We start from the raw sequence: 26,661 nt of genomic DNA, 5'->3' as shown, positions 1-26,661 counted from the left end.
GAGCGCCGACGCGCCTAGCGGTCGTGCCGCTCGAAGAACGCCGTCGACGGCGGCAGCAGCATCAGCAGGGAGGCGATCAGCGCGCAGATCACGGACGCCCACTCGAGCACCCCGCCGCCGCTCGCCCCGCTCACGCCGCCCAGCACCTGCAGGATCGTCAGCACGAGCAGCACGGTGCGTGCCCAGCGGCGCCCGTCGCGCATCGACCGCACGACCGCGAGCTGCACCAGGGCGACCACGATCGCGAACACGCCGCCGGCGATGTCCGCCCCGCGCGGGTCGGCCAGGGCCCCGCCGGACGTCGACACCCGGGCCGGCCCGCCGAACAGCATCAGCAGGACGGCACCGACGACGCCCAGGGCGACGACGGCGATCCACAGGGCGTACGCCGCCGAGATCGTGCGGGGGGCGGGTGGGGCGGCGTCGCGCATCGGGCCTCCTCGATCGGCGGGCGGGGCCTCCAGGGTAGGCCCGGTCACCGTCGGTGGTGCGGCGTACCCTCGACGCCACGAACCCCGAAGAGCACGAACGACCAGGAGCGACGGTCGGGCACCGTCCGCCGCCCCACGACGAGCGCAGGAGGCGCGGCGCATGGACCGAGAACCCGAACGACGACCGCAGGGTCGCGACCACCGCGTCGACGCGGCCCGCTACCGGGTCGACGGCGACGTGCCGAGCGACGACGCGCCCCGCGACACCCGCACGGCCGCCGAGATGCGGGCCTGGGCCCGCACCGCCATCGACCAGGCGATCGCCCGTGGCGAGTTCGACGACCTGCCGCTCGCCGGCAAGCCGCTGCCCGGCCTGGCCGGCGGCACGGTCGACCCCGACTGGTGGCTCCGCGGTCTGATCGAGCGCGAGGGGCTCACCGGGCTCGCCCCTCCGGCCCTGTCGCTGCGCGCCGAGAGCACGGGTCTGCACGCCGAGCTCGACCGGCTGCGTTCCGAGGCCGCCGTGCGGTCGCACCTCGAGGACTTCAACGCGCGCATCGTCGAGGCCAGGCGCCAGTTGTCCGGCGGACCCCCGGTGGTGACGCCCACGCGGGACGTCGACGGCGAGGTCCTGCTCTGGCACGAGAGGCGGCAGGCGCGCCGTGCCGCCGAGGCCGCCGCCGTGCCGCCACCACCCCCGAGCTGGCGCGAACGGCGGGCCCTGCGACGCGAGCTCAAGCGGCGCCGAGGCGACCCGGGCTCGTCGTCCGGGCCGGGTGGGCCGCCGTCATCCGACGAGTGATGCCCGCCTGGCCTCGTGACCTGTTCGTGATCTTTTTCGGGCGAGAACTACACCTCGAGGATGATGCGCGCTAGGGTCGAGTGTTCGCACCACCCCCAGACGAGAGGACCGCACGCGTGACGAAGCCCGCCTCCCCGACCTCTCCGGATCAGGGTGGCGCGACGGCTGGTCACGTCGAAAGTGCTGGTCAGCGTCAGGCTGGTCCGACCGGCGTCCGTCCGCTCGGAGAGCGTTCGGCCCGCCTCGCCCTCGAGCGTCGCGAACGCCGTGCCCGACGGGACGTCCTCCCCACCTCGCACCGTGAGTCCTTCGTCGAGTGCCCCGCCCTCGTCGGTGCCGCCGAGGCCTCGGTCGCCCCGCGCGTCCGACCCCGACGCGCCGACGCGCCGGTTCAAACCGGCCCCCTGCTCGGTCTCGAAGAGTCCGCCACGGCCAGCGCCGCCGCTCGTCCCGAGGATGCGGCCCGCGCCTCCTCGTCCACCGGCCACCCGGCGCCTGCCCGTCTGTCACGCCGCGCTCGCCGTGCCGCGGTCGTGGCCGCACGTCCCGCCTCGCCGACCCGTGCGGCCGCCGGCCGCCCCGGTGCGGCGCGCAGCGTCGGCACCGCCGTCAAGAAGCTCTCCATCGTCACCGCGATCGTCGGTTTCGCCGCCAGCGGCGTCCTCCCCCTGCTCGCGACCACCGGCGACGAGGCCCAGGCCGTCGCCGCGGGTGCGACGGCGCGGTCGTCGCTCGGTTCGCAGACGCTGTCGGTCGACACCGCCTCGCTGTCCGACGAGTCCGACGAGACCGCCCGCGACGCCTACTCGGCCACGTCGATGGTCGACGTCGTGACGCAGAACCTGCAGAACCGCAAGGCCGCGGCGAACACGACCTACGAGGGGCCGACCACGGCCGACTACCTCGCGAACCCGCTCTACCCCGAACTCGACCGCGACCAGGTGCTCGCGGTCGCGCTGCAGTACATCGGCACGCCGTACGTGCACGGCGGCGAAGACCCCTCGAAGTTCGACTGCTCGGGCCTCATCACGTTCGTCTACGCGCAGTTCGGCATCGAGTTGACCCACTACGTGCCGACGCAGAACACCGAGGGCCGGACCATCCCCGAGTCCGAGGCGGTCCCCGGCGACCTCGTCGTGTTCGACAACCTGGCCCACGACGGCATCTACGCCGGCAACGGCATGATCCTCGACGCCCCGAAGCCCGGCGGCTTCGTCGACGTCCGCCCGATCTGGAACCAGGCGCACCACTTCGTCCGCATCGACGGCTGAGCCGTCCCTCGGGTTCGGCTGCGTCTGCCGCTCTGACGACCTGATCTGACGACCCGCGCCTCCGCGGCTCCGCCGTCCGCCCGCACCAGGGCAGGCACCCTGCCGCAGTGCCGCGTGCCCGTGCGCGGTGCTCCGGACCCGCTACCCGAGGCGGCCGGTGAGACGGCCGTGGAACGCCTCGCTACGGTCGTCCAGCCCGACGAACGTCGCCGTCACGCCGTGTGCGCGGAACTTCTCGTCGACCGAGTCGAGGGCGGCGACGCTCGACGCGTCCCACACCTGGGCGCGGGACAGGTCGACGGTGACCGTCGCGGGGTCGTCTCCGTAGGAGAAGTGCTCGACGAGGTCGTTGCTGCTGCCGAAGAACAGCGGGCCGACGACGTCGTACCGCACCGTCTCGGGGGCCGGGGGTCCGTCGACGACGGCACCCGCGCCTCCTGCGCTCGGGGTGACCCCGACGGTGTCGCTGGCGGTGCCTAAGGTGCCGGAGGTGTCGGAGGAGTCGGTGGCGCCCGCGGGGGCCGGCGTCACGTGCCGCTCGACCGTGATCACATGGGCCACGCGGCGCGCGAACAGCACCATCGCGAGGAGCACGCCGACCGCGACGCCGAGGGCGAGGTTGTTCGTCGCGACGACCACCGCCACCGTGACCACCATGACCAGTGTCTCGGGCACGGGCATGCGGCGGAGGGTCGACGGCTTCAGCGAGTGCCAGTCGACGGTGGTGATCGCGACGATCATCATGACCGCGGCCAGCGCCACCATCGGGATCGTCGACATCACGGCGCTCAGCCCGGTGACCAGCAACAGCAGGAAGAGCCCGGCTGCGATGGTCGACACCCGCGTGCGGGCCCGTCCGATCTTCACGTTGACGACGGTCTGGCCGATCATGGCGCAGCCAGCGATGCCGCCGTAGAAGCCCGCCGCGATGTTCGCGACGCCGAGCGCCCAGGACTCCTTGCCCTTGTGCGACGGGGTCTCGGTGAGGTCGTCGACGAGCTTCGCGGTCAGCAGGGTCTCCATCAGGCCGACGAAGGCGACGCTGAGGGCGGTCGGCCAGATGATCTGCAACGTCTCGAGGGTGAACGGGGCGAGCCACGGGGTCAGGCCGGGCAGGCCGCCGCCCATCGGGCCCTCGTCGCCGACGGTGTGCACGTCGAGGCGGGCGGCCACGGCGATGACCGTCACGACGACGATGGCGACGAGCGGCGCGGGTACGGCCTTCGTCACCTTCGGCAGCAGCACGACGATCGCGATGGTCAGGGCGAACAGCGGGTAGACGACCCACGGCTGGTCGATGATGTGCGGCACCTGCGCCACGAAGATCAGCACGCCGAGCGCGTTGACGAAGCCGATCATGACCGAGCGGGGGATGAAGCGCATCAGCCGGGCGAGGCCGGCGAGCCCGAACGCGAGCTGCACGAGCCCGGCCAACACGACCGTGGGCAGCACGTAGTCGGTGCCGTGCTCGCGGACCAGTGGCGCGATGACGAGGGCGACCGAGCCCGCGGCTGCGGTCACCATCGCCGGCCGGCCGCCGAGGACCGACATGACGAGCGCGAGCACGATCGACGCGACGAGGCTGACCATCGGGTCGACCCCGGCGATCACCGAGAACGAGATGACCTCGGGCACGAGCGCGAGCGTCGTGACGACGCCGGCCAGGGCCTCGCGGGTCAGGAGGCGCGGGTTGCGCAACACGGACAGCACCGTGTCGGTGGGGCGGACGGGGAGGACCGACCGCGCGGCGGGTTCAGGGCGCGCGCGGTCGGAGTCGTGGGCAGTGGTCACGGAGGACTCCTGGGGTGTGCGGAAGAATGGGGAGTCGGCGACACTGCCGTACGATGCAACCCTACCCTTACGTGAGGGTAGAGATGAAACGAGATCCCATGCCCGACGAGACCGCCACGATGCAGATCGGCGAGCTGGCCGAGCGCACCGAGATGTCGCTGCGCACGATCCGCCACTACGACGAGGTCGGTCTGCTGACGCCGTCGGGCCGCAGCGAGGGCGGATTCCGGCTCTACACGCACGACGACTACCTGCGGCTCATGGTGATCCGACGCATGAAGCCGCTCGGGTTCAGCCTCGACGAGATGGCCGAACTGCTGCGGGTCGTCGACGCACTCGACGGCGGGGCGGGTGACGAGGCCGCCGCGGTCGACGACGACGGCGGGGCGGGCGCCGAGGGCGACGGGCGCGGTCAGGCGACCCGCGCCTCCTTGGCGGCGTTCATCGACGAGACCGTCGAGCGTCGCGCGAAGCTCGAGCGTCAGCTCGCGATGGCGGACGAGTTCCTCGAGCTGCTGCGCGCCCGCCTGGGCTAGAAACCGCCGGCCCGGCCCGGCCCGGCGCGGCCCGGTCCGGCCCGGTCGCTCGGCTCAAGCCGCCACGAAGTAAACACGCCGCCACTCGATGATGTGGCGGCGTGTTCATCTCGTGGCGCGGTCCCGGGGCGGGCCGGCCGACCGTGCGTCAGCTGCGGGCCCACTCGGGGCGGCGGTCGACGAGCATCTCGGCGTACGACGGGTACCACTCACCGGCCGGGGGGCCGTCGTTGCAGGTGCCGTCGCTGATGCCCGGCGTCTTGACCCAGAGCAGGGCGTCGAGGCGGCCGTCGTCGGACACCACGCGGGGGTCCTGGCCGAGGCCGACGTCCTCGGGGTTGCACCACGTCCCCTTCCAGCCGCGGCCGTTGCGGGACACGTCGATCACGTAGCGGCTGCCGCCCGTCATCGCCGCGACCTCCTCGGCGTAGGGCTGTTCGTCGCCCACGGGGTAGAAGCCCGCGACGTTGGTGAAGAAGCCGCGGGCCTGCTCGATGCCCGCCGCCTCGAGCCGCTCGGCCATCACCTCGGGCGGCACCCAGTGCGAGTTGCCGCCGTCGAGGTAGGCGGGCACGCCGGCCGCCGCGAAGTCGGCGACGGCCTGCTTCAGCAGGGGGAGGCGCGTGTCGGCCAGCTGCGGACACCGGCTGAGGATGCCGAGCGAGTCGGGTTCGACGATGACGACGGCCCGGTGCCCGGCGAGGGTGGCCGCGATGGTCGCGTTCCAGGCGGGGTAGCGCTCGACGGACAAGCCGCCGGCCGAGTAGTTGCCGCAGTCCCGGTCGGGGATCGCGTAGGTGACGAACACGGGCGTCGCCCCCTGGTCCTCGGCGGCGGCCAGGTAGTCGGTGATCACCTTCACGAGCTGGGCGTCGTCGTAGCCGTCGCCGATCCACATCGCCACGGGGCGCTTCGCGATGAGGGCCGCGGCCCGCGCGGCGTCCGTCTCGCCGTCGGCGCTCAGCGTGGCCTCGGCCCGGATCGCCAGCGAGTTCGGCTCGAGCGCGATGCCCCCGTGGAACACCGTGCCGGACGGAGCCGAGCGGATCGTCTCGGGCGTCACCCGGGTCGCCTGCGACGTCGGGGTCGGCGTCGGGGTGGCCGGCGCGCCCGTCGGCGTCGGACGGGTGGCGTCGCCCGACGAGCACGCGGTCAGCAGGACGACGGCGGCCGCGGCGAGCAGGCCGAGGGTGGTGCGGGCCGGTCGGGACGATGCCATCTGCGCCTCTCTCGGCGCACCCGGGGAGCTGCCCCGACGGTGGTGGAAGGGACAGTCGACCACGGATGCCGGCCGACGCACAGGGGCCGAAAGGGGGACACGGCCGTACCTCGCGGGCGCCGGGTCGGCGCCGCGTCGCCGAGGCGTCGGCATCGCTGACGGCGCCGCGTCGACGTCTCGTCCCCAGCCCGGCGACCGCCCCGAGGAGGCGCGGTGCGGGGCGAGCACGCCGCTTCCGTCCCGGAGCGCCTCGGTAGTGTGGGTGCTCCGCGAGGCCCGAGCGCGGACGCCCCTGCACCACCGCACGCGACGCGTGCACCAGACAGACAGAGAGCCATGTCCCACTCCGTCCGCCCCGTTCCCCTCTCGAGCCCCCTCCGCCGCCGGACGTCGGCAGCCACCGTCGCCCTCGTGCTGGCCGTGCTCGCCACGCTCCTCGTCCCCGACCGAGCGATCGCCGCCGCCCCGACCTGGCAGGCCGTCCTCGCCGCCCGCGACGACGAGTCCGCCAAGAAGAAGGCGCTCGCCGACCTGCAGACGGCGCTCGACGCGGCCTCGGCCCGTGCCGAGGCCGCCCGCACCTCGGCGGACGAGGCCGGACGCGTGCTGGGCGAGGCCCAGGCCGCCGTCGACGAGGCGACCGCACGGCACGAGCGGCTCGAGACGCGCCGGGCCGAGGCCCGCGAGACCGCCGACTCCTCACGACGGGTCGTCGGCCAGGCCGCCGCCCTGCTGGCCCGCCCCGGCAGCGGGGGCATGGTGGGCGACCTGCTCGCGGCCGGCGACGGCGCCCAAGAGGTGCTCAAGGGGCTGAGCCTGTCGAGCAAGCTGGGCGAGAACGTCGGTCGCCTCCGCGAGCGGGCCCAGGCCGCCGACAACCTCGCGACCTCGCTGGCCGACCAGGCCGCCGTGGCGCTCGCCGAACGCGACCGGCTCGCGGCCGACGCGCAGACCGCACTCGACGAGGCGGCCGCGGCCAGCGTGACGGCCGAGGCCGACCTCGCGGCCGTCGACGACGAGAAGGCCACCCTCGCCGCCCAGGTCGCCCTGCTCGAGGACGACCGCATGACGCTCGAGCAGGCCTACGCGCAGGCACAGGCGGCCGCGGCTGCGGCCGCCGCCGCCGCTGCGCGTCCCGCCCCCGCCGCGGGTGGTGGCACGGGCCCCGTCGCGCCGGGCACGGGCGGTCCCGGCCCGGGCGTCACCGTGCCCGACCCGGGCACCGGGTGGGTCGCCGCCATCCGCGCGTTCGGCTCGTACCAGGCCTACGGCTACCGCATCCACCCGATCACGGGCGAGTACAAGCTGCACGCCGGAGCCGACTTCGGGGCCTCCTGCGGCACGCCGATCTACTCGGTCTCGGCCGGTCGCGTCAGCTACGCCGGGCCGTCGAGCGGCTACGGCAACCTGATCGTCGTGGACCACGGCGGCGGGGTCAGCAGCGCCTACGCCCACATGGAACGCAACGGCATCTACGTCTCGGTCGGCCAGCAGGTCGCGGCCGGCCAGAACATCGCCGGCGTCGGCACCTCGGGCGGCTCGACCGGCTGCCACCTGCACCTCGAGGTGCGGCAGGGCGGCGTCCCGACCGACCCCGTGGTCTTCCTCGCGTCGAAGGGCGTCCGCTGACGACCCGAGTTCAGCTGGAGTAGTGGTAGCGGCACTGCGCGACCAGGACGTCCGTCTCGGTCACCTTGTAGACCAACCTGTGCTCGTCGGTGATGCGGCGAGACCAGAATCCGTGGAAGCCGTGCTTCAAGGCCTCGGGCTTGCCGATGCCTTCGTTCCCGTTGCGTTCGATGTCGCGGATCAGGGTGTTGATGCGCTTCAGCACCTTCCGGTCTTGCGTCTGCCAGTACACGTAGTCGTCCCAGGCGTCGTCGTCGAAGACGATCCTCATCCGTGCAGTTCTCGCTCGCTCCCGCCGCCCTCGCTCAGACGCTCGATCGCGCCGAGCAGGCGCCGCGCGTTGGCCGGGCTGCGCAAGAGGTAGGCCGCCTCTTTCAACGACTCGTAGTCGTCGAGCGCGACGAGCACGACGGGATCGTGCCCGGCGCGGGTGATGACGACCTCTTCGCGATCGTCGATGACCGCGTCGAGCGTCGCTGCGTAGTTCGCCCGCGACTCGGAATAGGTGAGTGTCTTCATCGTTCCTCCTGAGTACAGGAAATTGTACGTCCGAGAGGTCCGTGTCACAAGACGGCGAGGAGACTTCGCGCGCCTCGTCCATCGGTTCGTCAGATCGACGCGGCTTCGGCCCGGATCTCGTCGACGACGGTGCGGACGGCCGGCCGGGCCGCCCGGTCGGGTCGCATCAGCGCCTCGAGGTGGCGCCCGGCGCGGACGTTCTCGAGCGTCGCGAGGTGGAACCGACCGGGCGCCCGCGAGGCCGACGTGTGGCGTGGGACGAGGGCGACCCCGTGACCGGCCGCCACGAGGTTCTCGATCAGGGGCAGGTGCACCGTGCGGTGGACGACCTCGGGTGCGACGCCCGATTGCAGGGCCATCGCCACCAGCACGCGGTCGATCGGGTAGCCCTCGGGCACGCCGATCCAGGGCTCGCGGATGACGTCGTCGACGGCCACCCGACTGCGGTCGGCCAGTCGGTGGCCGAGGGGGAGGGCGACCTCGAGCGGTTCGCGCAGCAGCGACACGACGGTCGTCGACGCTCGGCCCGGCGGCAGCACGCCGTCCGACCGGTGGGCGAGCACCACGTCGAAGTCCGCCGTCAGCGGGGCGAACTCGTCCTCGGAGACGTCGCGGTCGGCCACGTCGAGCTCGATGCCCGGGTGCGACCGCATGCGGTGCAACACTCCGGGCAGCAGCAGCTCGGCCGCCGAGGCGAACACGGACACCCGCACGACGCCACCCGTGCCTCCGCGGACGGCGTCGAACGCCGCCTCGGCCTCGGCGACCGCGGTCGCGACCCCGACCGACGCCCGGGCCAGCGCCCGGCCCTCCTCCGTGAGCACGACGCCCCGGCCGACGCGACGGACGAGCTCGACCCCGAGCTGACGCTGCACCGTCTTCAGCTGCTGCGACACGGCGCTGGGCGACCGGTGCGTGGCGGTCGCGACGGCGGTGACGCTGCCGCGGTCGGCGAGTTCCCGCAGCAGGTCGAGATGGGACAGGTCCATGAAGGCAGCCTACAAAGTGCACGCGGGGATCTGCGCTGGTCCTGAACGGTCGGGCACGCCACGATGGAGACGTGACCGTCCGTGACCGCCTCCTCGCCCTCGTCGTCGCCGTCTGCTGGGGCATCAACTTCCCCGTGACGGCGATCGCCCTCGAGCACTTCCCGCCGTTCCTGCTCGTGGCGCTGCGCTTCACGTTGCTCGCGGTGCCGACCGTGCTGCTGGTGCCGCGTCCGGCGATCCCGTGGTCGCGCCTCCTGCTCGTGGGGGCCACCCTCGGCATGCTGCAGTTCGCCTTCCTCTACCTCGGCATCGCGGCGGGCATGCCCTCGGGTCTCGCCTCGCTCGTGTTGCAGGCGTCGGCACCGTTCACGGTCGTGATCGCCGGCTTCTGGCTCCGGGAACGCATCACCCGCCGACAGGCGATCGGCATCGGCATCGCCGTGGTGGGGCTCGTCGTCATCGCGGGGCACCGGTCGCAGATCGCCGCGTTGCTCCCCGTCGTGCTGACGCTGTGCGGCGCGCTCGGCTGGGCGATCGGCAACGTGGCCGTCCGACGGGCCGCGCCGCCCAACCCGATGCACCTGACGCTGTGGATGTCGATCGTCGCGCCGGTGCCGATGCTCGCCCTGTCGTTCGTCGTCGAGGGCCCCGAGCGCATCGGTGAGAGCCTCGGCACGGTCTTCACGCTCGAGGCGCTGCCGTCGGTGCTCTGCCTGCTCTACCTCGTGCTGATCGCCTCGGTCGTCGGCTACGGCATCTGGACGCGCCTGCTCTCGGTCTACCCCTCGGCGACCGTCGCACCGTTCTCGATGCTCGTGCCCGTGGTCGGCGTGCTGGCCTCGTGGCTGGCGTTCGGCGAGGTGCCCGACCTGGTCGAGCTCGTGGCCGGCGTCGCGGTGGTCGGCGGCGTGCTCTACGCCAGCCGGGTGCCGAGGGCTCGCGCCGCGGACGGCGACCCCGAGGAGGCGCGGGTCGCCCCGCCCGAGCCGGTGCCCGTCCCCGAGACCGACACCGCGCCTCCCGGGTCGCCCCTCAGGCGGTGACGGGCTTCTTCATCTGCACGGCGGTCGTCTCGTAGCCGAGCGATTCGTAGAGGTGGCGGGCGACCTCGTTGTGGCCGAACACATTCAGGCCGAGGGTCTCGGCGCCGTGACGGGCGGCGGCCTGCTCGGCGAGGAGCATCGTCGCCCGGCCGAGTCCGGCACCGCGGTGGGCCTCGTCGATCTCGACGTCGAAGACCCACCAGTCCGACGAGCCGGGCACGCGGGGTGCGATCCAGAGGATGCCGACGGGCTCACCCGGTCGGGCGTCGTCGATGACGTCGTAGACGAGGTGGCCCTCGGCCGGTGCCCCGTCGGGGAAGGCCTCGCCGAACGAGCGTCGGGCGGCCAAGGCGGCCTGCTCGGGGGTCTCGCCGGCGAGCACGCGGGACTTCTCGTACTCGGCGGTCGAGCGTCGCATCCAGGGCACGAGGCGGGAGGTGGGCATGGGCACGAGGCTGAGCGTCATGCCCGCACGCTAGCGCGCCGTGACCATGCGCGGCACGCGACGTCACGAGCCGCAGGCGGACCGGTCGGTCGTACCCCGAAACGCTTCGCCACGCGTACCCCGGCGACGGTCGGAGGGCGCAGGTCGCCCCGGTAACGTGTGCAGCGGCCGGCGGGGGGCGGCCGTGCGGTGCCTCGCAGGGGCACCGTCTCGACCCGCAGGAGAGACCCACCCGATGCCCCAGCAGAAACGTGCCCAGGCGACCCGCGCCGCCATCATCCGAGGGGCCGCCGTCGTCTTCGACGAGCACGGCTACAGCGAGGCCTCGCTCGACCTCGTCGCCGAGACCGCCACCGTGACCAAGGGTGCGCTCTACTTCCACTTCCGCTCGAAGGCCGACCTCGCGAACGCGGTCATCGCCGAGCAGCACGCGCTCTCGCGCGCCTACGCCGACCGGGTGTCCGAGACCGCGGGCAGCGGTGCCGAGGCGCTCATGCTCTCGTGCGCGTCGCTCGCCACGCAGCTCACCACCGAGGTGCTCGTGACGGCGGGCATCCGTCTGACCACCCAGTCGCCGAGCCGCGACCTCCGGGTCGAGCACCCGTACCTCGACTGGCAGGCCCAGATCTCGGGGCTCGTCGAGCGCGCGGTCGCCGAGGGCGACTTCCGGGCCGACACCGACGTCGAGAGCGTCGCCCGCTTCGTCGTCGGGTCGTACGCCGGCGTGCACATCGTGTCGCAGGCCCTGACCGCCCGCGCCGACCTCTTCGACCGGCTGCGCGACATGTGGGCGTTCGTGCTGCCGACGGTCGTGGCCCCCGGGCACGAAGGCCTGACCAGCTCGTTGCCCCCGCTGATCAGGCCGTCGGACGTTCCCCCGTCCCCCGACGTGTCCTCTGTGGACCCAGTTTAGATACTGGCCGACCGGTTTCCTAGTCCCTCGAGGAGGGGGCGGGTCAGGACGGTGGCCGCGGTGGGGTGAGCTCGGCCAGCACCCGCCGGATCTCCGCGTTGTCCGCGGCCAGGGCCGCCGTGTCGATCGCGGAGAGCAGCTCGCCGTCGTCGTGCGGCACGGTGAGTTGTCGCTGCCACTCGGCCTCGTAGAGGGCGTCGCGGTAGCCGGAGGACTCACGGCACCGGGCGTCGGCCGTCGCGATCTCGATCTCGTCGTCGGTCGGCGACGTGCTCGAGTCGAGCGTCTCGAACCGGTCGGCCATCTCGAGGGTCGGCATGCCCGACGGGTCGGAGGCCACGTCGCCCACCCGGGCGTCCTGCATGCACCCGCGCCAGTCGTCCCAGGTCGCCGTCACCGTGGGGTCGTCACGGGCCCCCTCGAACGCGGCGTTGTTCAGGCGGACGAGCGACTGGGTGCGGTTCGAGTAGTCGTCCAGTGACGGCACCGTCCCGCGGGCGCGCTGCACGCAGGTGTCGAACCGGGCGGACCTCTCGTCCGTCCAGGGTTGCGACGAGAACTCGGACCAGGCGGCCGCCCCCGCGTCGATGACCGACAGGGCGTGGTAGCCGCGGGTCTCGGCCGTCGCCAGGTCGAAGGCCCGGAGGCGCAGCGAGCCGTTCATCGACAGCTCGCCCGCCCGGTCGCCCGCCGCCACGTCCCGCCACGGCACCACGAAGTCGTCGTGACCGGCCGCGATCATGCACTGCTGCGCGACGAGCAGGAGGGCGTAGGACGACGAGGTCTCGCCGACCGGCACGTACCGGTCGAGCGGCATCGTCCACGCGTCGACGTCCTTCTCGGGCAGGTCGGGCAGGGCGTAGGCGGCGTTGGCCGGGATGCCGTAGGCGACGACGCCGGCCACCACCGCGACCACGGCTGCGAGCGTCACCCGCTTCGCGCGTCGCTGTCGAGGCGAGACGCCGCCGGGCGGGACGTCGCGGGTCGGGACGTTCTTCTCGTCGGTCATCGCGTGGCCCCCTCGTCGTCGCGGGCCGGGCCCACCAGGTCGTTCTCGTAGGCGAAGACGACGATCTGCACGCGGTTGCGCATGCCGAGCTTCTGCAGCACGGCGCGCACGTGGCTCTTGACCGTCGCCTCGCTCAGCCACGCGCTCTCGGCGATCTCGGCGTTGCTCAGGCCCCGTGCCACGAGCAGGAAGATCTCGCGCTCGCGGGGCGAGAGCACCTCGAGCGGTTCGGTCCGCCGCTTCGGCGACGGTGTCGGCACGGCGAACGCGTGCACGACGTCGAGAGCGGCGGCCGTGGTCGGGACGGGCTCGCCGGCCGCCGCCGCGCGGATCGTCGTCAGCACCTCGTCGGGCGTGGCGTCCTTCGTGAGGAACGCGTAGGCCCCGGCCTTCAACGCGCTGAACACGGCCTCGTCGCGCTGGATCGTGGTCAGGGCGACGACGCGCGGGGCCGAGTCGGGGTCGGTGCCGGCCGCCGCCACGATGCGCGTGGTGGCCTCGAGGCCGTTCATCACGGGCATGCGCAGGTCCATCAGCACGACGTCGGGCCGCTCACGCTCGACCAGGGCGACCCCGGCCGCCCCGTCGACGGCCGTGCCCACGCAGACCAGGTCGGCCTGCGCCTCGATCAGCATCTGCAGCCCGGAGGCGAACAGCGGCTGGTCGTCGACGACGACCACCCTCACGAGGGCAGGAGGCGCGGTGCGCGTCGTCGCGGTCGTCACGTCGGTCATGCGGGTTGCTCCGTCCAGGACTGCAGGAGTCCGATCGGTTCGGGAGTCGGCAGGAAGGCGGTGACGACGAAGACGCCGTCGTCGCCGAGCTCGGCCGTCAGCCAGCCACCGGCGAGCCGGGCCCGTTCGGTCATGCTGGCGATGCCGGTGCCCCGGCCGGTGCCGCGGCGGGCGGCGACGAGCGGGTCGTCGCCCGACGACGTCACCAGCAGGGCGAGGCCGGGCCCCCGCCAGTCGAGGGCGACGTCGACCGTGCTCGACGAGCCGGAGTGCTTGAGGGCGTTGGTCAGGCTCTCCTGCACGATGCGGAAGACCGCGAGTTCTTGCGAGGGCAACAGTTCGGAGGCGTCGCCGAGGTGCCGCAGGGTGACGGTCATGCCCACGTCGCGCATCGTCGTCGCGAGTCGGTCGAGGTCGGCGAGGGTCTCGCGGGGCGTCACGTCGTCGGCGTCCTGCTGGATGCGCTCGACCAGGTGCCGCACGTCGACCAACGAGGTGCGGCCGACGTCGGCGATCGTGCGCAGCGCCTGCTCGACGACCTCGGGACGGGTCGCCGACAAGGCGAGGGCGCCCTGCGCCTGCGACACGATCACCGCCAGCGAGTGGGCGAGGGCGTCGTGCACGTCACGGGAGATCCGGGCACGGTCGTGGGCGAGGCGCAGCTCGAAATCCGTCTCGTGGAAGCGCGTCTCGGTGCGCTCGAGCACCTGCCCGATGCGGCGGACCCGCAGCACGCTCGAGAGGAAGATGCCGACCGCCCAGGCCGCGGCCGCGGCACCGAAGAGCGAGGCCGCCAGGGTGATCACGTCGGTCTTCGTGCCCTGGCCGCCGCCGACCCACGACGACCACACGTACGGTCGCGCGAGGGTGGGCACGGCCATCGCGATCGCGGCGAGTCCCGACGCGAGGCCGGCGGCGGCGAGGGGGACCAGCCGCACGGCGACCGAGCGGGCGAACGCCGCGAAGAACGACACGAACGCGAGGGCGAGGTACGTGGGCCAGGTGGTGTCCGTCGGGGGCTGCACCCAGCCGGCGAGCTGCAGGGCCGGGATCGTCACCATCAGGCCGATCGACGTCCACGGCATCCAGACCGCGAGGCCGACGGCCAGGCCGAAGAGCCCGAACAGGACGACGTTCTCGACGATCTCGCCCCGGCCGGCCTCGGCGATCGTCCACAGCAGCACGAAGACCGCGGCGGCGACGGGGGCCGCGAGGCGCGGCACCCAGGTGCGCAGGTCGTCGGGGATGGTGTCCATGTCGACGACCGTAAGGCGTCGTCGACCGGCCGCGCGCGCCTCCTGCGGGGTTTTCATCCTTGAGGACGAACGCGCCGGGGTGGGGACGAGCCGTCGGGCCCCGGGGACGCGGCGACGGCGCGCCCCCGGGTGGGGACGCGCCGTCGGCGTGGTGGGACTGGAGGGACTAGAGCGTGATCAGACCGTCGGTCTTGGTCGTCGCGGCGGCGAGGCGGGCCTCGACGTTGCTCCAGTTCACGATGTTCCAGAAGGCCTTGACGTAGTCGGCGCGCACGTTCTGGTAGTCGAGGTAGTAGGCGTGCTCCCACACGTCGAGCATCAGCAGGGGGACGAGGCCGAACGGCACGTTGCCCTGCTGGTCGAAGAGCTGGAAGACGCTGAGGCGCTGGCCGAGCACGTCGTACGCGAGCACGGACCAACCCGAGCCCTGCACGCCGAGCGCGGTGGCGGTGAAGTGGGCCTTGAACTTCTCGAGGTCGCCGAAGTCGCGGCCGATGGCCTCGAGCAGGTCGCCGGTGGGCTCGCTGGTCTCGGGGGTGAGGTTCGTCCAGAAGATCGAGTGGTTGACGTGGCCACCGAGGTTGAAGGCGAGGTCCTTCTCGAGCTTGTTGACGTTCGCCAGGTCACCCGTCGAGCGGGCCTCGGCGAGGGCGGCGTTGGCCGTGTTCGCGCCGGTGACATAGGTGTTGTGGTGCTTGGAGTGGTGCAACTCCATGATCTTCGCGCTGATGTGCGGCGCCAGAGCGGAGTAGTCGTAGGGCAGATCGGGCAGGGTGTACTCAGCCATGTGGGGTCCTTTCGAATTGACCTGCATCCACCGTACGACCTCCACCCATGCCGGGGTCAACGTTCTCCCAGCGCGGACGCAGCCTCGCGGCCCGGCGCCGTCGGGGGTCGTGCGTAGGCTGACGGGCGTACGACGCACCCGCGAACGACCCCGCTCCACCCCGAGGAGGCGCACCATGGCAGGATTCACCGGCTTCGGCAGGCGACGCGCGGCCGACCCGCGACTGCCCCCGGGGCAGTACCTCGAGAGCGGGTTCCCGGTCCTGTCGGCCGGTCCCACGCCGAACATCAAGCGGTGGGAGCTCCAGGTCGCCACCGAGACCGGGCAGCGCTCCCTCACCTGGGCCGACTTCCAGGCCCTGCCGCACGAGGCGATCGAGACCGACATCCACTGCGTCACGAGCTGGTCGAAGCTCGGCACCCACTGGCGGGGCGTCTCGCTCGACACCCTCTTCGACGGCCTCGAGACCACGCACGAGTTCGCGATGGCGACCAGCCACGGCGGGTACACGACCAACCTGCCGCTCGGCGAGCTGCTCGGGGGCAAGGCCTGGGTGGTCGACACCTACGAGGGGCAGCCGCTGCACGCCGAACACGGCGGCCCCGCGCGCCTCTTCGTGCCCGGCCTCTACTTCTGGAAGAGCGCGAAGTGGCTGCAGGGCATCCAGACCATGGCCACTGATCGTCGCGGCTTCTGGGAGAGCATGGGCTACCACCCGCACGGCGACCCGTGGAAGGAAGAACGGTACGCGTGAGCGACCCCGTTCCCGACCCCGGGGTCGGCGGCGTCACCGGGCTCGACCCTGCGGGTGATCCGTACGCCTGGCTGCCCGCCACGATCGTGTCGTCGGTCGCGCAGACGCCGCGGGCCCGGTCGCTGACCCTCGCGGTGCCCGGCCTCCGGCCCGCGCGAGCCGGCCAGCACGTCGACCTGCGGCTGACCGCGGACGACGGGTACACGGCCGTGCGGTCGTACTCGCTGAGCGACGTCAGGGCCTCCGGTGGCCGCGACGGGGCGCGGGGCGCAGGAGGGGCGGGCCCGGTCCCGCAGATCGAGGTCACCGTCGAGCGCCTGGACGACGGCGAGGTCTCGCCCTACCTGGTCGACGCGGCCGAACCCGGCGATCCGATCGAAGTGCGCGGCCCGATCGGCGGCTGGTTCGTCTGGCCGCCGACCGAGTTCGAGCCCGACTCGGCCGTCCACGCGGTGCTGCCCGAGCCCGAGGGGGCGACCCCGCCGACGGCGGCCCCCGTGCAGTTGATCGGTGGGGGCTCGGGCGTCGCGCCGCTGATGGCGATGGTGCGGACCCGAGGCCGGGACGCACCCCCGATGCGTCTGCTCGCCTCGGTGCGCGACCCGGGTTCGCGGTGGTACGTCGGCGAGCTGGACGAGGCCGCGCGCGCCTCCTCGGCTCGCGACGCGACGGGGTCTCGAGCGCCCCTCGTGGTCGACTGGGTCTTCAGCCGCACGGCTCCCGAGGGGCACGCACGGCCGGCGGGCCGACTCACCCGCGACGAGCTCGAGCGGCTCGTGCTGCCCGCGTCCGAGCATCCGTTGGTCTACGTCTGCGGGGCGAACTCGTTCGTGGCGGTCGTCGCCGGCTGGCTGGTCGAGCTCGGGCACGCGCCGACCCGCGTCCGCACCGAACGCTTCGGCGGCGTCTGAGGCCGCCGGCCGTCCGGCGGAGGTACCAGCCCCCACCCGAACGCCGGGCGTCAGGCGGGCGTGCCCTTCTCGGGCGCCGTGGTCCGGAAGTCGCCGCGCGTGACGTGCTGCTGCCAGAGCAACTCGGCCAGCGCCTCCGGGCTCTTGTCGCTGCTCTCGGGCTCGATGCCGCCGGGGATGATCAGCTGACCGACGTGGATGCCCTCGCCGGCGAGCTCGTCGTGGAGCAGCTGCGCGTAGGCGGTCAGCCCGGCGAAGGCGATGGAGGTGCCCGTCACCTTCGCGCCGGGCGTGACGGCCGAGCCGCCGTTGACGAAGAGGATGGTGCCGCCGCCGTCGGGCAGGAACCGCATGTCGGGCAGCACCTGGTGCACGGCTGCGACCGGCCCGTAGATCGAGAACTCGACCGGACCGACCAGGTCGGCGGGCATGGTCTCGAGCACGGGACGCATGAAGTCCTTCTGCGGCAGCGGGCTGTACTGCATGACCTGGATCGGTCCGAGCTGCTCGGTCGCCTGCTCGAGCGCGGCGGCGATGCTCGCCGGGTCGCGCACGTCGGCGGTGAAGCCCTGGGCCGTGACGCCGTCGGCCTCGAGTTCGGCCGCGAGGGCGTCGAGCCTGCCCTGGTGGCGGGAGATGAGGGCCACGCTGAAGCCCTCCGCGCCGAATCGTCGGGCCACGGCAGCGCCGAGCCCCTTGCCTGCACCGATGATCGCGAGTGTCGTCATGGGACCCATCCAACCGAGGAGGCGCGGGGCGGCACCCAGCCGGAGGGGTACGCGGGCCGCGTGGCCGCGTGGCCGCGTGGCCGGGTGGCCGCGTAGAGCGGGCAGGGCCGCGTGGCCGAGTCACCGGGGCGAGCGGGCAGGGCCGGCGCTCAGCAGGGGGCTGCGAGCATGGGCGCGTCCCCGTCGGCCCCTCACCAGGAGCAGCTCGTGTCGCCTCGCACCCTCTTCCGCTCGTTCGCCGTCGCCGAGGTGGTGACCTGGTCGCTGCTCATCGCGGGCATGATCCTCAAGTACGCGGTGGGGGTCGGCGACTGGCCGGTCAGCGTGGCCGGGCCGATCCACGGTTTCGTGTTCCTCGCGTACCTCGTCGCGGGCGTCGTCGTCGCGGTGAACCAGCGCTGGTCGGGCGGGGTGACCCTGGCCGCCCTCGCCAGCGCCGTCGTGCCGTTCGCCTCGTTGCCCGTCGAGCGCTGGATCGACCGCCGCGGCCTCCTCGCCGGTGCCTGGCGCCGCACGGCGACCGACGACCCGCGCGACCGACGCCCCCTCGACCGCCTGTTGCGCTGGATGCTCGGGCACCTCGTCCTCGCCGTCGTGCTGCTGGTCGTCGCCGTGGTGGTCGTCTTCGTGGTGCTGCTGATCGCGGGGCCGCCCGTGCAGGTGGGCTGACCGCCCGACCGCACCGCGCCTCCTCGGCTGTGCCGCCCCTCCCTCGCCGCCCCTTCCCTGACAATCCTCTTAGCAACTAAGAGATCGACCGGCGGGCACGACTAGCGTCCCCCTCATGAGCACCGACACGAGCACCCGACCCCCTGCCGAGACCGCGACGTCGCGTGACGTCGTCCGCCAGATCGTCGTGGTCGTGACCGCGGTCCTCGCGATCGTGCTGGCCGCCTACGGATCGGGCGCGTTCGGCGGCGTCGCGGTGTCCGACGCGGCGGGCGGGGCCCTCAGCGCGACGGCCACGACGGTAGCCCCGGCGACCACGGCCTTCAGCATCTGGAGCGTCATCTACCTCGGCCTCGTCGCCTACGCGATCTACCAGGCCCTGCCCGGTCAGCGCGCCGTGACCCGACACCGTCGGCTCGGCTACTGGGTCGCGGCCTCGCTGCTGCTCAACGCCGCCTGGCTGTTCGCCGCCGTGCAGCTCGGCAGCGTCTGGCTGGGCGCCGTCGTGATCGTCGCGCTGCTGCTGGTGCTCGCGCGCATCTTCGTCATCCTGTTCCACACCGCGTCGAGCGGGTGGGTCGACGCGGTCGTCACCGACGGCACCCTCGGCCTCTACCTCGGCTGGGTCAGCGTCGCGACGGTCGCCAACATCGCCGCAGGCCTGGTCGACGCGGGCTTCGACGGCTTCGGCTTCGCGGCCGGGTTCTGGTCGTCGGTGGTGCTCGCCGTGGCCGCATTCGTCGGCGTCGTGCTGGCCTTCGCCGGGCGCGGCCGCCTCGCCCCCGCCCTGTCGCTCTCGTGGGGACTCGCCTGGATCGCGGTCGGCCGCCTGACCGGCGAACCCGAGAACGTCGTCGCCGGGGTGGCCGCGATCGTCGCCGCCGCCGTCGTGCTGGTCGTCACGATCGCCGTGCGGGTCGCCCGCGGTCGCGTCGGCGCCACCGCCTCGCTGCAGCGCTGAGCCCCCGCCGCACCGCCCTGCACCGCCCGCACTTCGGATGCGGGGACAGCTTAGCGGGGGTGGTCGGAGCCCTCGACGATGCTCAGGCCGGGGCGGAACCGGTCGACGTGCCGTCGGCGCCGGCTCCGTCGGTGGTGCCGTCGACGGCCTCGGTCGCCGCGAACGCGGCCTCCGCCGCCGTCCGGGCCTGGCGTGCCGTCTTGCGCAGCTTCTTGTCGCTGGCCGACCGCTCGCCGAGTGCGCCGGGCGTCCAGGCCTCGACGTCGGCATCGCTGTAGTCGGACTTCGAGGGGCGTCGTTTGAGCTGCGGGAGCACCGCTCCCGGTGCCAGCCGGCGGGCGGTGAGGAGGAAGCCGGTGTGCCCGATCATGCGGTGGTCGGGGCGGACGGCGAGGCCCTCGACGTGCCAGCCGCGGACGAGCGTCTCGGACGCGTCGGGCTCGGTGAAGGCCTCGGAGGCGCGCAGGGCCTCGGCCGTGCGCGAGAGCTGTGTCGCGGTGGCGACGTAGCAGATCACCAGACCGCCCGGCTTGAGGGCGTCGGCCGTGACGTCGACGTTCTCCCACGGCGCGAGCATGTCGAGCACGACCCGGTCGACCGTCCCGTCGGGCATCGCCGCGGGCAACTCGTCGGCCAGGTCGCCGACCGTGACCGTCCAGTTCTCGGGCTCGGCACCGAAGAAGCTCGCGACGTTGCCCTCGGCGACGTCGGCGAACTCCCGTCGGCGCTCGAAGGACGCCAGGCGACCCTCGGGGCCGACGGCCCGCAGCAGCCAGAGCGACAGCGCACCCGAACCCACGCCGGCCTCGACGACCGTCGCGCCGGGGAAGATGTCGGCGAACGCCACGATCTGGGCGGCGTCCTTCGGGTAGACGATGGCCGCGCCCCGGGGCATGGACATCACGAAGTCGCTCAGCAGCGGACGGAGGGCGAGGTACTCGTCGCCCGTCGTGCTGGGGACGACGGACCCGTCGGGCAACCCGACGACGTCGTCGTGCGCGATCATGCCGCGGTGCGTGTGGAACACGGCGCCCGGGGTCAGCACGATGGTGTTCATCTTGCCCTTGGGGCCCGTGAGCTGGACCTTGTCGCCTTCGACGAAGGGGCCGGACTGGCGGCGGAACGCGGTCATGCGAGGGTGCTGCTTTCGATCGGGTCGCACCCCGAGGGGTGCAGGAGGCGCGGCGTGCGCACCGGGGTCAGGAGTCGGAGGTCGCCTGGTCGCGGACGGCACGGCCGGCCCGGTGCACCGCGCGGAGGTCGTCGACCGTGGTGCCGACGAGGGTGTCGCGGCGGATGTAGGGGCCGTCGTCAGCGAGCGGTGCGTGGTGCTCGACGCCGATCGCGACGGTGCCGGCGGCGACGGCCGAGGCCAGGCCGGGCGTGCTGTCCTCGATGGCGATGCAGTCGGCGGGGTCGACGCCCAGCAGGGCGGCGCCCCGGAGGTAGGCCTCGGGGTGCGGCTTGGCGTGCTCGACGTCGTCGCCGGCGACGATCGCGTCGAATGCCTCGAACTCGATGGCGTCGACCATGAACTGGGCCATGCGGCGGATGGACATGGTGACCAGGGCGGTCGGGACGCCTTCTCGCCGGAGCTCGGCGAGGAGTTCCTTCGCCCCGGGACGCCACGGGATCTCGACCGCGGCCCGCTCGAGGACCGCGGTGGTCAGGCGGTCGATGATCTCGTCCTCGGTCAGGTCGACCCCGTGGGACTGCAGGACCCGGGCGGACTGCCACAGGCCGCTCCCGATCATGGCGTCGCCGTCCTCGCGGCTCCAGGTGCCGCCGAACGACTCGACCAGTTCGACCTGGCAGAGGAACCAGTACGGTTCGGTGTCGACGAGGGTTCCGTCCATGTCCCACAGGACGGCGGCAGGCAGGGTTTCGGTCACGGCGGACGAGTCTACCGGGCCTGGTCGACGTGGCCTCCCGGCCCGCGCCTCCTGGTGGCGGTCACGGTCTATCGTGGAGGGTCAAGCGCCGGACGCCCTTCCGGCACGGTGAGGACTCAGGTTGACGAACACGTCGGATTTCGCTGCGGGACGCCTGCTGGTGGTCGCCTTCGAGGGCTGGAACGACGCCGGCGAGGCCGCCAGCGGCGTCGCGCGCAGCCTGGTCGAGACCCTCTCGCTCGAACCGGTGGCCGAACTCGACGGCGAACGGTACATCGACTACCAGTTCAACCGCCCGCAGGTGGGGCTCGACGACGACGGCGTGCGAACCCTCGTGTGGCCGCGCATCCAGCTGCACGCGGCCGCCGACGCCGCGACGGTCCTCCCCCGCGACCCGTCGTCGCCCACCACCGAGGTGCTCGTGCTGCTCGGTGCCGAACCGTCGCGGAGCTGGCGCGGCTTCGCCGCCGAGATCGTCGACCTGATCGACGTGCACGACGTCACGGGCGTGGTGTTCCTCGGAGCCATGCTCGCCGACGTCCCCCACACGCGGCCCATCTCGGTCTTCGTCAGCAGCGAGAACGAGGCCGTCCGCGACGAGTACACCCTCGAGCGCAGCACCTACGAGGGGCCGGTGGGCATCTTGTCGGTCCTCGCCGACGCCGTCGAGGCCGCGGGCGTGCCGACCCTGTCGATCTGGGCCTCCGTCCCCCACTACGTCCACAACGCCCCGTCGCCCAAGGCGACGCTCGCGCTCATCGAGAAGCTCGACGAGCTCTCGGGCGTGACGATCCCCCGCGGCGAGCTCGCCGCCGAGTCGACGGCCTGGGAGTCCGGCATCGACGCACTCGCCGCCGACGACGAGGACATGGCGGGCTACATCGAGCAGCTCGAGCAGGCCCGCGACACGGTGGACAGCCCCGAGGCGAGCGGTGAGGCCATCGCGCAGGAGTTCGAACGGTACCTCCGTCGGCGCGACGGCAAGGGCGGGGACGGACGACCGGACGACCCGCGGTACCCCCCGGTCCCCTGACCGGTCCGCCGGCGACCCGTCAGGAGGGGCGGGGTGGGGCCCGGTACGAGGGCCCCGGTCAGGTGGCGGGCCCGCCCGGGACCGCGACGCCGTTCTCGTAGGCGAACACCACGGCCGCCGTCCGGTCGCGGAGGCCGAGCTTGCCGAGCACGTTGGAGACGTGCGTCTTGACCGTGGCCTCGCCCAGGAACAGCCGGCGGGCGATCTCGGCGTTGGAGGCCCCCGATGCCAACCGGTCGAGCACCTCGCGTTCGCGTTCGGTGAGGGTCGCCAGTGCGGGGCTGGGGACGACGACGCGCGTCGTCGCGGGGTCGCCCACGGCGCGTTCGACCACGGCACGGGTGAGTTGGGGCGAGAGCAAGGCGTCTCCGCGGTGGACGACGGCGATCGCCTCGATCAGGTCCTCGGGCGTGGCCGTCTTGAGCAGGAAGCCGCTCGCCCCCGCCTGCAGGGCCCGGAAGACGTAGTCGTCCCGGCCGAACGTCGTCAGAACGAGGACCGCCGGGCCGCCCCCGGGTGACTGCGCGAGGATGCGACGCGTGGCCTCGAGTCCGTCGAGGACGGGCATCTCGATGTCCATGACGACGACGTCGGGGCGGAGCCGCCGGACGAGGTCGACGGCCTCGAGCCCGTCGCAGGCCTCGCCGACGACGCGGACGTCGGGTGCGGTGTCGAGGATGATGCGGAAACCCGTGCGGACGAGGTCCTGGTCGTCGACGAGCAGGACGGAGACGGGGGCGGTCGTGTCGGTCATGGTCTCTCGGAGGGGTCGGCGGCGGTGACGTGGTCGAGGGGGCGGGCGTCGGCGCAGGCGTTCACGGGCAGGACCGCGCACACCCGGTAGCCCCCGCGCGGGCGGGGGCCGAGCTGGAGCTCGCCCCCGTGCAGGTCGACCCTCTCGCGCATGCCCCGCTGGCCCAGTCCGGGGCCGGTCGCCGTCGATCCCAGCGGGATTCCCGCGCCGGGATAGGGCATGGGGCCGGGACGACCGTCGTCGACGACCTCGACCTCGATCGTCCGGTCGCCGTAGCGGAGGTGCACCTCGGCGAGGGAGGCGTTGCCGTGCTTGAGGGTGTTGGTCAGGGCCTCCTGGGTGATGCGGTACAGGGTGACCCCGATGCTCTCGGGGACGTCGCGGGCGTCGCCGTGCACCGAGAACCGGACCTCGAGGCCCAGGGCTCGCGTGTCGGCCATGAGTTCGGGCAGGGCACCGAGGCCCGAGGGGCCGGACCCGGCCTCGCCGTCCCGCGACCGCAGGACGGACAGTAGGCGGTCCAACTCGTCGATGGTCGTCCGCGCCGTGCCCTCGACGGCCGAGAGGGCGCCTCGCGCGATGTCGGGCCGGTCGAGCGTCCGCCGGGCGGCGCCCGCCTGGATGCCGATGACGGCGACGTGATGGGCGACCACGTCGTGCAGCTCGCGGGCGAGGCGGGTGCGTTCTTCGTTGATGGCCCGATCGGCGACGAGCTCGTGGGCGGCGCGCAACTCGACCCCCGTGCGTTCGAGGGCGTGCAGCCGGGTGGCCGACACGCGGGCCGCCCGGCCGAACGCGATGGCCGTGACGAGGACGATGCCGTTCGACACGAGCGTGTAGGCGATCGTGGCGAGGGTCACGGGGTCGGGTGCCTCGGCGTCGGACACGTAGACGGAGTGCAGCCACACGCCGAGCCAGACGAACATGACCGCGGTCACGACGACGCTGACGACGAGCGCACGGGCGCGCCGGGCGGCCCAGGCGTTCGCGGTGAAGATGACCACGAACTCGACGATCGACGGGGTGAGGGTGTCGGGGTAGCCCCGCAGCTGGGCGGCCAGGAACACGGCCGACACGACGACGAGGACGGCCACGGGACGCTGCCGTCGGAAGGCGAGCGGGGCGCAGAGGCCCAGGAGCCACAGCACGCTCTCGAGGGTCGAGGGCGAACCCGCCCCGTCGGCGTCCTCGACGATGACGGCGCTGAGCCAGAGCGTGACGAGGCCGAGCGCCGCGGTGAGGGCGGTGATCCAGAGGTCGACGCGGGTGTCGCGTCGGGTGAGCGGCCGGCGGGCGTCGCCCGGCGTCGCGGCCGGGGCCGGGGCGGTCGTCGACGTCTCCACGCCGACCATCGTAGGGCAGACGGGCGTGCTGATTGAGGAACACTCATGCATGCGCATGGAGAACGGGATGGACGACCCGTTTCGTCCGGGTGCCGGGGCGGACCGGTCGCCTCGGCGCCGTCGGCGGCGTTCAGACGCGCAGGTCGATGCCCAACAGCGCCTGCACGGCGTCGACGTCGACCTCGGACGGGGCCGTTCCCCGGGCCACGACGGCGTCGACGGAGTCGAGGGCCGAGGGCGTGTCGAGGTCGTCCGCCAGCGACGAGCGCAGGCCGACGACCAACGGGGTGGGGGCCGGGACCGGCACCGCGCCTCCTGCTCTCGTGGCGGCCCAGGCGAGCCAGCGCTCGAGCCGTCCTTCGGCGGTGACGAGGTCGGCGTCGAACCACTCCCAGTCGGAGCGGTAGTGGTGCGCCAGGAGGGCGAGCCGGACGGCGCGGGGGTCGCGGCCCGCGGCGACGAGCTCGCTGACCTTCACGAGGTTGCCGAGCGACTTGCTCATCTTCTCGCCCTGGTAGCCGACCATCCCGGTGTGCGTGTGGTGGACGGCGTAGGGGCGGCCGGTGAGGGCCGTGCCGTGCGCCGTGCTCATCTCGTGGTGCGGGAACACCAGGTCGCTCCCGCCGCCATTGACGGTGACGGGCACGTCGAGGTGCTGCTGGGCGATGACGGTGCACTCGATGTGCCAACCGGGTCGGCCGGCGCCCACGGTGGTGGGCCACGACGGCTCGTCGTCGCGGGCCGCGCGCCAGAGCAGCGGGTCGAGGGGGTCGCGCTTGCCGGCGCGATCGGGGTCACCGCCGCGCTCGGCGAAGAACCGGGCCATCGTCTCGGCGTCGTAGCGACTCTCGAGCCCCAGGTGCCAGTCGGTGTCGCGTTCGGCGGCTCGGACGTCGAAGTACAGGTCGTCGCCGGCGGTCGAGGCATCGGTGGGCACGGGGTACGCGAGACCCCGGTCGAGGAGGCGCGCCACGGCGTCGGCGACGTCGGTCACCACCTCGGTCACCGCGACGTAGTGCGTCGGCGGCACCACGGCCAGGTGCTGCATGTCGCTGCGGAAGAGGTCGGTCTGGCCGTCCGCGAGCTCTCGCCAGTCGACGCCGGTGGCCGTCGCCCGCTCGAGCAGCGGGTCGTCGACGTCGGTCGTGTTCTGCGCGTAGACCACCTCGACCCCGGCGTCGCGCCAGACGCGCAGCAGGGTGTCGAAGGCCAGGTAGGTCGACGCGTGACCCAGGTGGGTGGCGTCGTACGGAGTGATGCCGCACACGTAGAGACCGGCCCGCGACCCGTCGACCTCGGTCGGGTGCACCGTGCCGGTCGACGTGTCGTGGAGCGACGGGAGGTCGCCCAGGCCCGGGAGGCGCGGGACGTCGGGTTCTGCCCAGGACCTCATGCGGCCACCACGCCCGTGCCGAGCAGGACGAGCAGGACGACGCCGAGCACGATGCGGTAGGCCACGAACGGGGCGAAGCTGCGGCGCGAGATGTAGTTCATGAAGAACGCGATGACGACGAAGCCGACGACGAACGCGACGACCGTGGCGGCCAGGGTCTCGCCCAGAGAGTAGGGCCCGGGGTCGCTGAAGCTCTGGACGAGTTCGTAGAGACCGCTGCCGAAGACGGCGGGCACGGCGAGCAGGAACGAGAACCGGGCGGCGGCGGGACGCGTGTAGCCGAGCGCGAGTGCCGTGGTCGTCGTGGCACCCGACCGCGAGACGCCGGGGAAGAGCGCCAGCACCTGGGCGACGCCGACGGCGATGCCGTGGCCGTAGCGCATGTCCTCGAAGCGCTCGGTCTTCTTGCCGAGACGATCGGCCAGTCCGAGAAGGACGCCGAACACGATCAGGACGATCGCCACGATCCAGAGCGAGCGGAACACCGTGCGGATGTACTCCTGCGCGACGTACCCCACGAGCACGATCGGGACGGTGCCGATGATGACGAGCCAGCCCATGCGGACGTCGGGGTCGGTGCGGGGGATCTTGCCGGTCACGCCCGCGAACCAGCGCGAGACGATGCGGGTGATGTCGCGCCGGAAGTAGATGACGACCGCGAGCTCGGTGCCGAGCTGCGTGATCGCCGTGAAGGTGGCGCCCGGGTCGAACTCGGCCGCCGCCCCGGGATCGCTGAAGAACAGGCCGACGAGCCGCAGGTGGGCGCTCGACGAGACGGGGAGGAACTCCGTGAGGCCCTGGACGAGGCCGAGCAGGAGTGCCTGGAGGAGATGCTCCACGCGGGTGACC

Annotated in this window: 29 protein-coding genes; 11 read left to right on the top strand and 18 right to left on the bottom strand. The window is 72.9% G+C overall.

Annotated features, from left to right (window positions below; all coding sequences use genetic code 11):
- Positions 1-14 precede the first annotated feature (14 nt).
- Positions 15-431 (bottom strand): hypothetical protein, encoded by a 417-nt coding sequence (locus ARTHRO9V_RS08770; protein ID WP_159826674.1) that lies wholly within the window; start codon positions 429-431, stop codon positions 15-17.
- A 160-nt stretch (positions 432-591) separates the two neighbouring features.
- Here ARTHRO9V_RS08770 and ARTHRO9V_RS08765 point away from each other — a divergent pair, with 160 nt between their 5' ends.
- Positions 592-1,233 carry a DUF1992 domain-containing protein gene (locus ARTHRO9V_RS08765; protein ID WP_159826672.1) on the top strand — a complete coding sequence of 214 codons (642 nt, stop codon included), beginning with the start codon at positions 592-594 and terminating at the stop codon, positions 1,231-1,233.
- A 116-nt stretch (positions 1,234-1,349) separates the two neighbouring features.
- The gene (locus tag ARTHRO9V_RS08760) at positions 1,350-2,504 is read left to right on the top strand and encodes a C40 family peptidase (RefSeq protein WP_159826670.1); all 1,155 of its coding nucleotides are present in this window, start codon (positions 1,350-1,352) and stop codon (positions 2,502-2,504) included.
- A gap of 141 nt (positions 2,505-2,645) precedes the next feature.
- Here the strand turns inward: ARTHRO9V_RS08760 and ARTHRO9V_RS08755 are convergent, their stop codons facing one another.
- On the bottom strand, positions 2,646-4,295 hold the full coding sequence (locus ARTHRO9V_RS08755) for a SulP family inorganic anion transporter (protein WP_159826668.1): 1,650 nt from the start codon (positions 4,293-4,295) through the stop codon (positions 2,646-2,648).
- Positions 4,296-4,393: 98 nt separating this feature from the next.
- Between ARTHRO9V_RS08755 and ARTHRO9V_RS08750 the strand changes: the two genes are divergently transcribed.
- Positions 4,394-4,831 carry a MerR family transcriptional regulator gene (locus tag ARTHRO9V_RS08750; protein ID WP_157485217.1) on the top strand — a complete coding sequence of 146 codons (438 nt, stop codon included), beginning with the start codon at positions 4,394-4,396 and terminating at the stop codon, positions 4,829-4,831.
- Positions 4,832-4,979: 148 nt separating this feature from the next.
- On the opposite strand, the gene ARTHRO9V_RS08745 is transcribed toward ARTHRO9V_RS08750, so the two are convergent.
- Positions 4,980-6,050, bottom strand: a complete 1,071-nt coding sequence (locus ARTHRO9V_RS08745; RefSeq protein ID WP_159826667.1) for a glycoside hydrolase family 6 protein — start codon at positions 6,048-6,050, stop codon at positions 4,980-4,982.
- 336 nt (positions 6,051-6,386) lie between these two features.
- Here ARTHRO9V_RS08745 and ARTHRO9V_RS08740 point away from each other — a divergent pair, with 336 nt between their 5' ends.
- Positions 6,387-7,679 (top strand): M23 family metallopeptidase, encoded by a 1,293-nt coding sequence (locus ARTHRO9V_RS08740; RefSeq protein ID WP_159826665.1) that lies wholly within the window; start codon positions 6,387-6,389, stop codon positions 7,677-7,679.
- Positions 7,680-7,689: 10 nt separating this feature from the next.
- Here ARTHRO9V_RS08740 and ARTHRO9V_RS08735 read toward each other — a convergent pair whose 3' ends face one another.
- The 3 genes from ARTHRO9V_RS08735 to ARTHRO9V_RS08725 all read right to left on the bottom strand — a co-directional run bounded on the left by ARTHRO9V_RS08735 (position 7,690) and on the right by ARTHRO9V_RS08725 (position 9,187).
- Positions 7,690-7,950, bottom strand: coding sequence for a Txe/YoeB family addiction module toxin (locus tag ARTHRO9V_RS08735; protein ID WP_159826663.1), 261 nt, complete (start codon positions 7,948-7,950; stop codon positions 7,690-7,692).
- The gene (locus ARTHRO9V_RS08730; RefSeq protein ID WP_054145051.1) at positions 7,947-8,198 is read right to left on the bottom strand and encodes a type II toxin-antitoxin system Phd/YefM family antitoxin; all 252 of its coding nucleotides are present in this window, start codon (positions 8,196-8,198) and stop codon (positions 7,947-7,949) included. Before ARTHRO9V_RS08730 ends, ARTHRO9V_RS08735 begins: the two co-directional genes overlap by 4 nt.
- 89 nt (positions 8,199-8,287) lie before the next feature.
- Complete coding sequence (locus ARTHRO9V_RS08725) at positions 8,288-9,187, bottom strand: LysR family transcriptional regulator (protein WP_159826661.1); 900 nt, start codon at positions 9,185-9,187, stop codon at positions 8,288-8,290.
- 71 nt (positions 9,188-9,258) lie between these two features.
- Between ARTHRO9V_RS08725 and ARTHRO9V_RS08720 the strand changes: the two genes are divergently transcribed.
- The gene (locus tag ARTHRO9V_RS08720) at positions 9,259-10,230 is read left to right on the top strand and encodes an EamA family transporter (RefSeq protein WP_159826659.1); all 972 of its coding nucleotides are present in this window, start codon (positions 9,259-9,261) and stop codon (positions 10,228-10,230) included.
- Here ARTHRO9V_RS08720 and ARTHRO9V_RS08715 read toward each other — a convergent pair.
- On the bottom strand, positions 10,220-10,696 hold the full coding sequence (locus ARTHRO9V_RS08715) for an N-acetyltransferase (protein ID WP_201298926.1): 477 nt from the start codon (positions 10,694-10,696) through the stop codon (positions 10,220-10,222). The genes ARTHRO9V_RS08720 and ARTHRO9V_RS08715 overlap by 11 nt on opposite strands.
- A 214-nt stretch (positions 10,697-10,910) precedes the next feature.
- Here ARTHRO9V_RS08715 and ARTHRO9V_RS08710 point away from each other — a divergent pair, with 214 nt between their 5' ends.
- Positions 10,911-11,588 (top strand): ScbR family autoregulator-binding transcription factor, encoded by a 678-nt coding sequence (locus ARTHRO9V_RS08710; RefSeq protein WP_158612885.1) that lies wholly within the window; start codon positions 10,911-10,913, stop codon positions 11,586-11,588.
- A gap of 43 nt (positions 11,589-11,631) precedes the next feature.
- On the opposite strand, the gene ARTHRO9V_RS08705 is transcribed toward ARTHRO9V_RS08710, so the two are convergent.
- From ARTHRO9V_RS08705 to ARTHRO9V_RS08690, 4 genes are all read right to left on the bottom strand, one after another.
- Positions 11,632-12,597, bottom strand: coding sequence for a hypothetical protein (locus ARTHRO9V_RS08705; protein WP_159826657.1), 966 nt, complete (start codon positions 12,595-12,597; stop codon positions 11,632-11,634).
- Positions 12,594-13,331, bottom strand: a complete 738-nt coding sequence (locus ARTHRO9V_RS08700) for a response regulator transcription factor (protein ID WP_159826655.1) — start codon at positions 13,329-13,331, stop codon at positions 12,594-12,596. The genes ARTHRO9V_RS08705 and ARTHRO9V_RS08700 overlap by 4 nt, the downstream gene beginning before the upstream one ends.
- Positions 13,328-14,587, bottom strand: coding sequence for a sensor histidine kinase (locus ARTHRO9V_RS08695; protein WP_159826653.1), 1,260 nt, complete (start codon positions 14,585-14,587; stop codon positions 13,328-13,330). The genes ARTHRO9V_RS08700 and ARTHRO9V_RS08695 overlap by 4 nt, the downstream gene beginning before the upstream one ends.
- A gap of 166 nt (positions 14,588-14,753) precedes the next feature.
- The gene (locus ARTHRO9V_RS08690) at positions 14,754-15,374 is read right to left on the bottom strand and encodes a superoxide dismutase (protein ID WP_055976080.1); all 621 of its coding nucleotides are present in this window, start codon (positions 15,372-15,374) and stop codon (positions 14,754-14,756) included.
- 175 nt (positions 15,375-15,549) lie between these two features.
- On the opposite strand from ARTHRO9V_RS08690, the gene ARTHRO9V_RS08685 reads away from it, so the two are divergent.
- Both ARTHRO9V_RS08685 and ARTHRO9V_RS08680 read left to right on the top strand, forming a co-directional pair.
- Positions 15,550-16,128 (top strand): molybdopterin-dependent oxidoreductase, encoded by a 579-nt coding sequence (locus ARTHRO9V_RS08685; RefSeq protein ID WP_056044367.1) that lies wholly within the window; start codon positions 15,550-15,552, stop codon positions 16,126-16,128.
- The gene (locus ARTHRO9V_RS08680) at positions 16,125-17,039 is read left to right on the top strand and encodes an oxidoreductase (RefSeq protein WP_236556982.1); all 915 of its coding nucleotides are present in this window, start codon (positions 16,125-16,127) and stop codon (positions 17,037-17,039) included. Before ARTHRO9V_RS08685 ends, ARTHRO9V_RS08680 begins: the two co-directional genes overlap by 4 nt.
- A 50-nt stretch (positions 17,040-17,089) precedes the next feature.
- On the opposite strand, the gene ARTHRO9V_RS08675 is transcribed toward ARTHRO9V_RS08680, so the two are convergent.
- The gene (locus ARTHRO9V_RS08675; protein ID WP_159826651.1) at positions 17,090-17,767 is read right to left on the bottom strand and encodes an SDR family NAD(P)-dependent oxidoreductase; all 678 of its coding nucleotides are present in this window, start codon (positions 17,765-17,767) and stop codon (positions 17,090-17,092) included.
- A gap of 207 nt (positions 17,768-17,974) precedes the next feature.
- On the opposite strand from ARTHRO9V_RS08675, the gene ARTHRO9V_RS08670 reads away from it, so the two are divergent.
- Together ARTHRO9V_RS08670 and ARTHRO9V_RS08665 are read left to right on the top strand one after the other, a co-directional pair.
- Positions 17,975-18,436 (top strand): DUF3817 domain-containing protein, encoded by a 462-nt coding sequence (locus tag ARTHRO9V_RS08670; protein ID WP_236556980.1) that lies wholly within the window; start codon positions 17,975-17,977, stop codon positions 18,434-18,436.
- 115 nt (positions 18,437-18,551) lie between these two features.
- Positions 18,552-19,397, top strand: coding sequence for a tryptophan-rich sensory protein (locus ARTHRO9V_RS08665; RefSeq protein ID WP_159826647.1), 846 nt, complete (start codon positions 18,552-18,554; stop codon positions 19,395-19,397).
- An 82-nt stretch (positions 19,398-19,479) separates the two neighbouring features.
- Here the strand turns inward: ARTHRO9V_RS08665 and ARTHRO9V_RS08660 are convergent, their stop codons facing one another.
- On the bottom strand, positions 19,480-20,529 hold the full coding sequence (locus tag ARTHRO9V_RS08660; protein WP_159826645.1) for a tRNA (adenine-N1)-methyltransferase: 1,050 nt from the start codon (positions 20,527-20,529) through the stop codon (positions 19,480-19,482).
- A 67-nt stretch (positions 20,530-20,596) separates the two neighbouring features.
- Positions 20,597-21,289 (bottom strand): HAD family phosphatase, encoded by a 693-nt coding sequence (locus ARTHRO9V_RS08655; RefSeq protein ID WP_236556976.1) that lies wholly within the window; start codon positions 21,287-21,289, stop codon positions 20,597-20,599.
- Between the two features lie 121 nt (positions 21,290-21,410).
- On the opposite strand from ARTHRO9V_RS08655, the gene ARTHRO9V_RS08650 reads away from it, so the two are divergent.
- On the top strand, positions 21,411-22,322 hold the full coding sequence (locus ARTHRO9V_RS08650) for a proteasome assembly chaperone family protein (protein WP_056045092.1): 912 nt from the start codon (positions 21,411-21,413) through the stop codon (positions 22,320-22,322).
- A gap of 58 nt (positions 22,323-22,380) precedes the next feature.
- Here the strand turns inward: ARTHRO9V_RS08650 and ARTHRO9V_RS08645 are convergent, their stop codons facing one another.
- The 4 genes from ARTHRO9V_RS08645 to ARTHRO9V_RS08630 form a co-directional block, all read right to left on the bottom strand.
- Positions 22,381-23,076 (bottom strand): response regulator transcription factor, encoded by a 696-nt coding sequence (locus ARTHRO9V_RS08645; RefSeq protein WP_056045093.1) that lies wholly within the window; start codon positions 23,074-23,076, stop codon positions 22,381-22,383.
- On the bottom strand, positions 23,073-24,419 hold the full coding sequence (locus tag ARTHRO9V_RS08640; RefSeq protein WP_159826643.1) for a sensor histidine kinase: 1,347 nt from the start codon (positions 24,417-24,419) through the stop codon (positions 23,073-23,075). The genes ARTHRO9V_RS08645 and ARTHRO9V_RS08640 overlap by 4 nt, the downstream gene beginning before the upstream one ends.
- 130 nt (positions 24,420-24,549) lie before the next feature.
- Positions 24,550-25,812, bottom strand: a complete 1,263-nt coding sequence (gene mshC / locus ARTHRO9V_RS08635) for a cysteine--1-D-myo-inosityl 2-amino-2-deoxy-alpha-D-glucopyranoside ligase (protein ID WP_159826641.1) — start codon at positions 25,810-25,812, stop codon at positions 24,550-24,552.
- Positions 25,809-26,651: an undecaprenyl-diphosphate phosphatase gene (locus tag ARTHRO9V_RS08630; protein WP_056045103.1), complete on the bottom strand. Its 843-nt coding sequence runs from the start codon at positions 26,649-26,651 to the stop codon at positions 25,809-25,811. Before ARTHRO9V_RS08630 ends, mshC begins: the two co-directional genes overlap by 4 nt.
- Positions 26,652-26,661 lie beyond the last annotated feature (10 nt).

It is taken from the genome of Frigoribacterium sp. 9N (assembly GCF_902506305.1).
Lineage (GTDB): Bacteria > Actinomycetota > Actinomycetes > Actinomycetales > Microbacteriaceae > Frigoribacterium.
The sequence above is the reverse complement of the archived record's forward strand: the minus strand, read 5'-3'. Positions and strand labels throughout refer to the sequence as shown.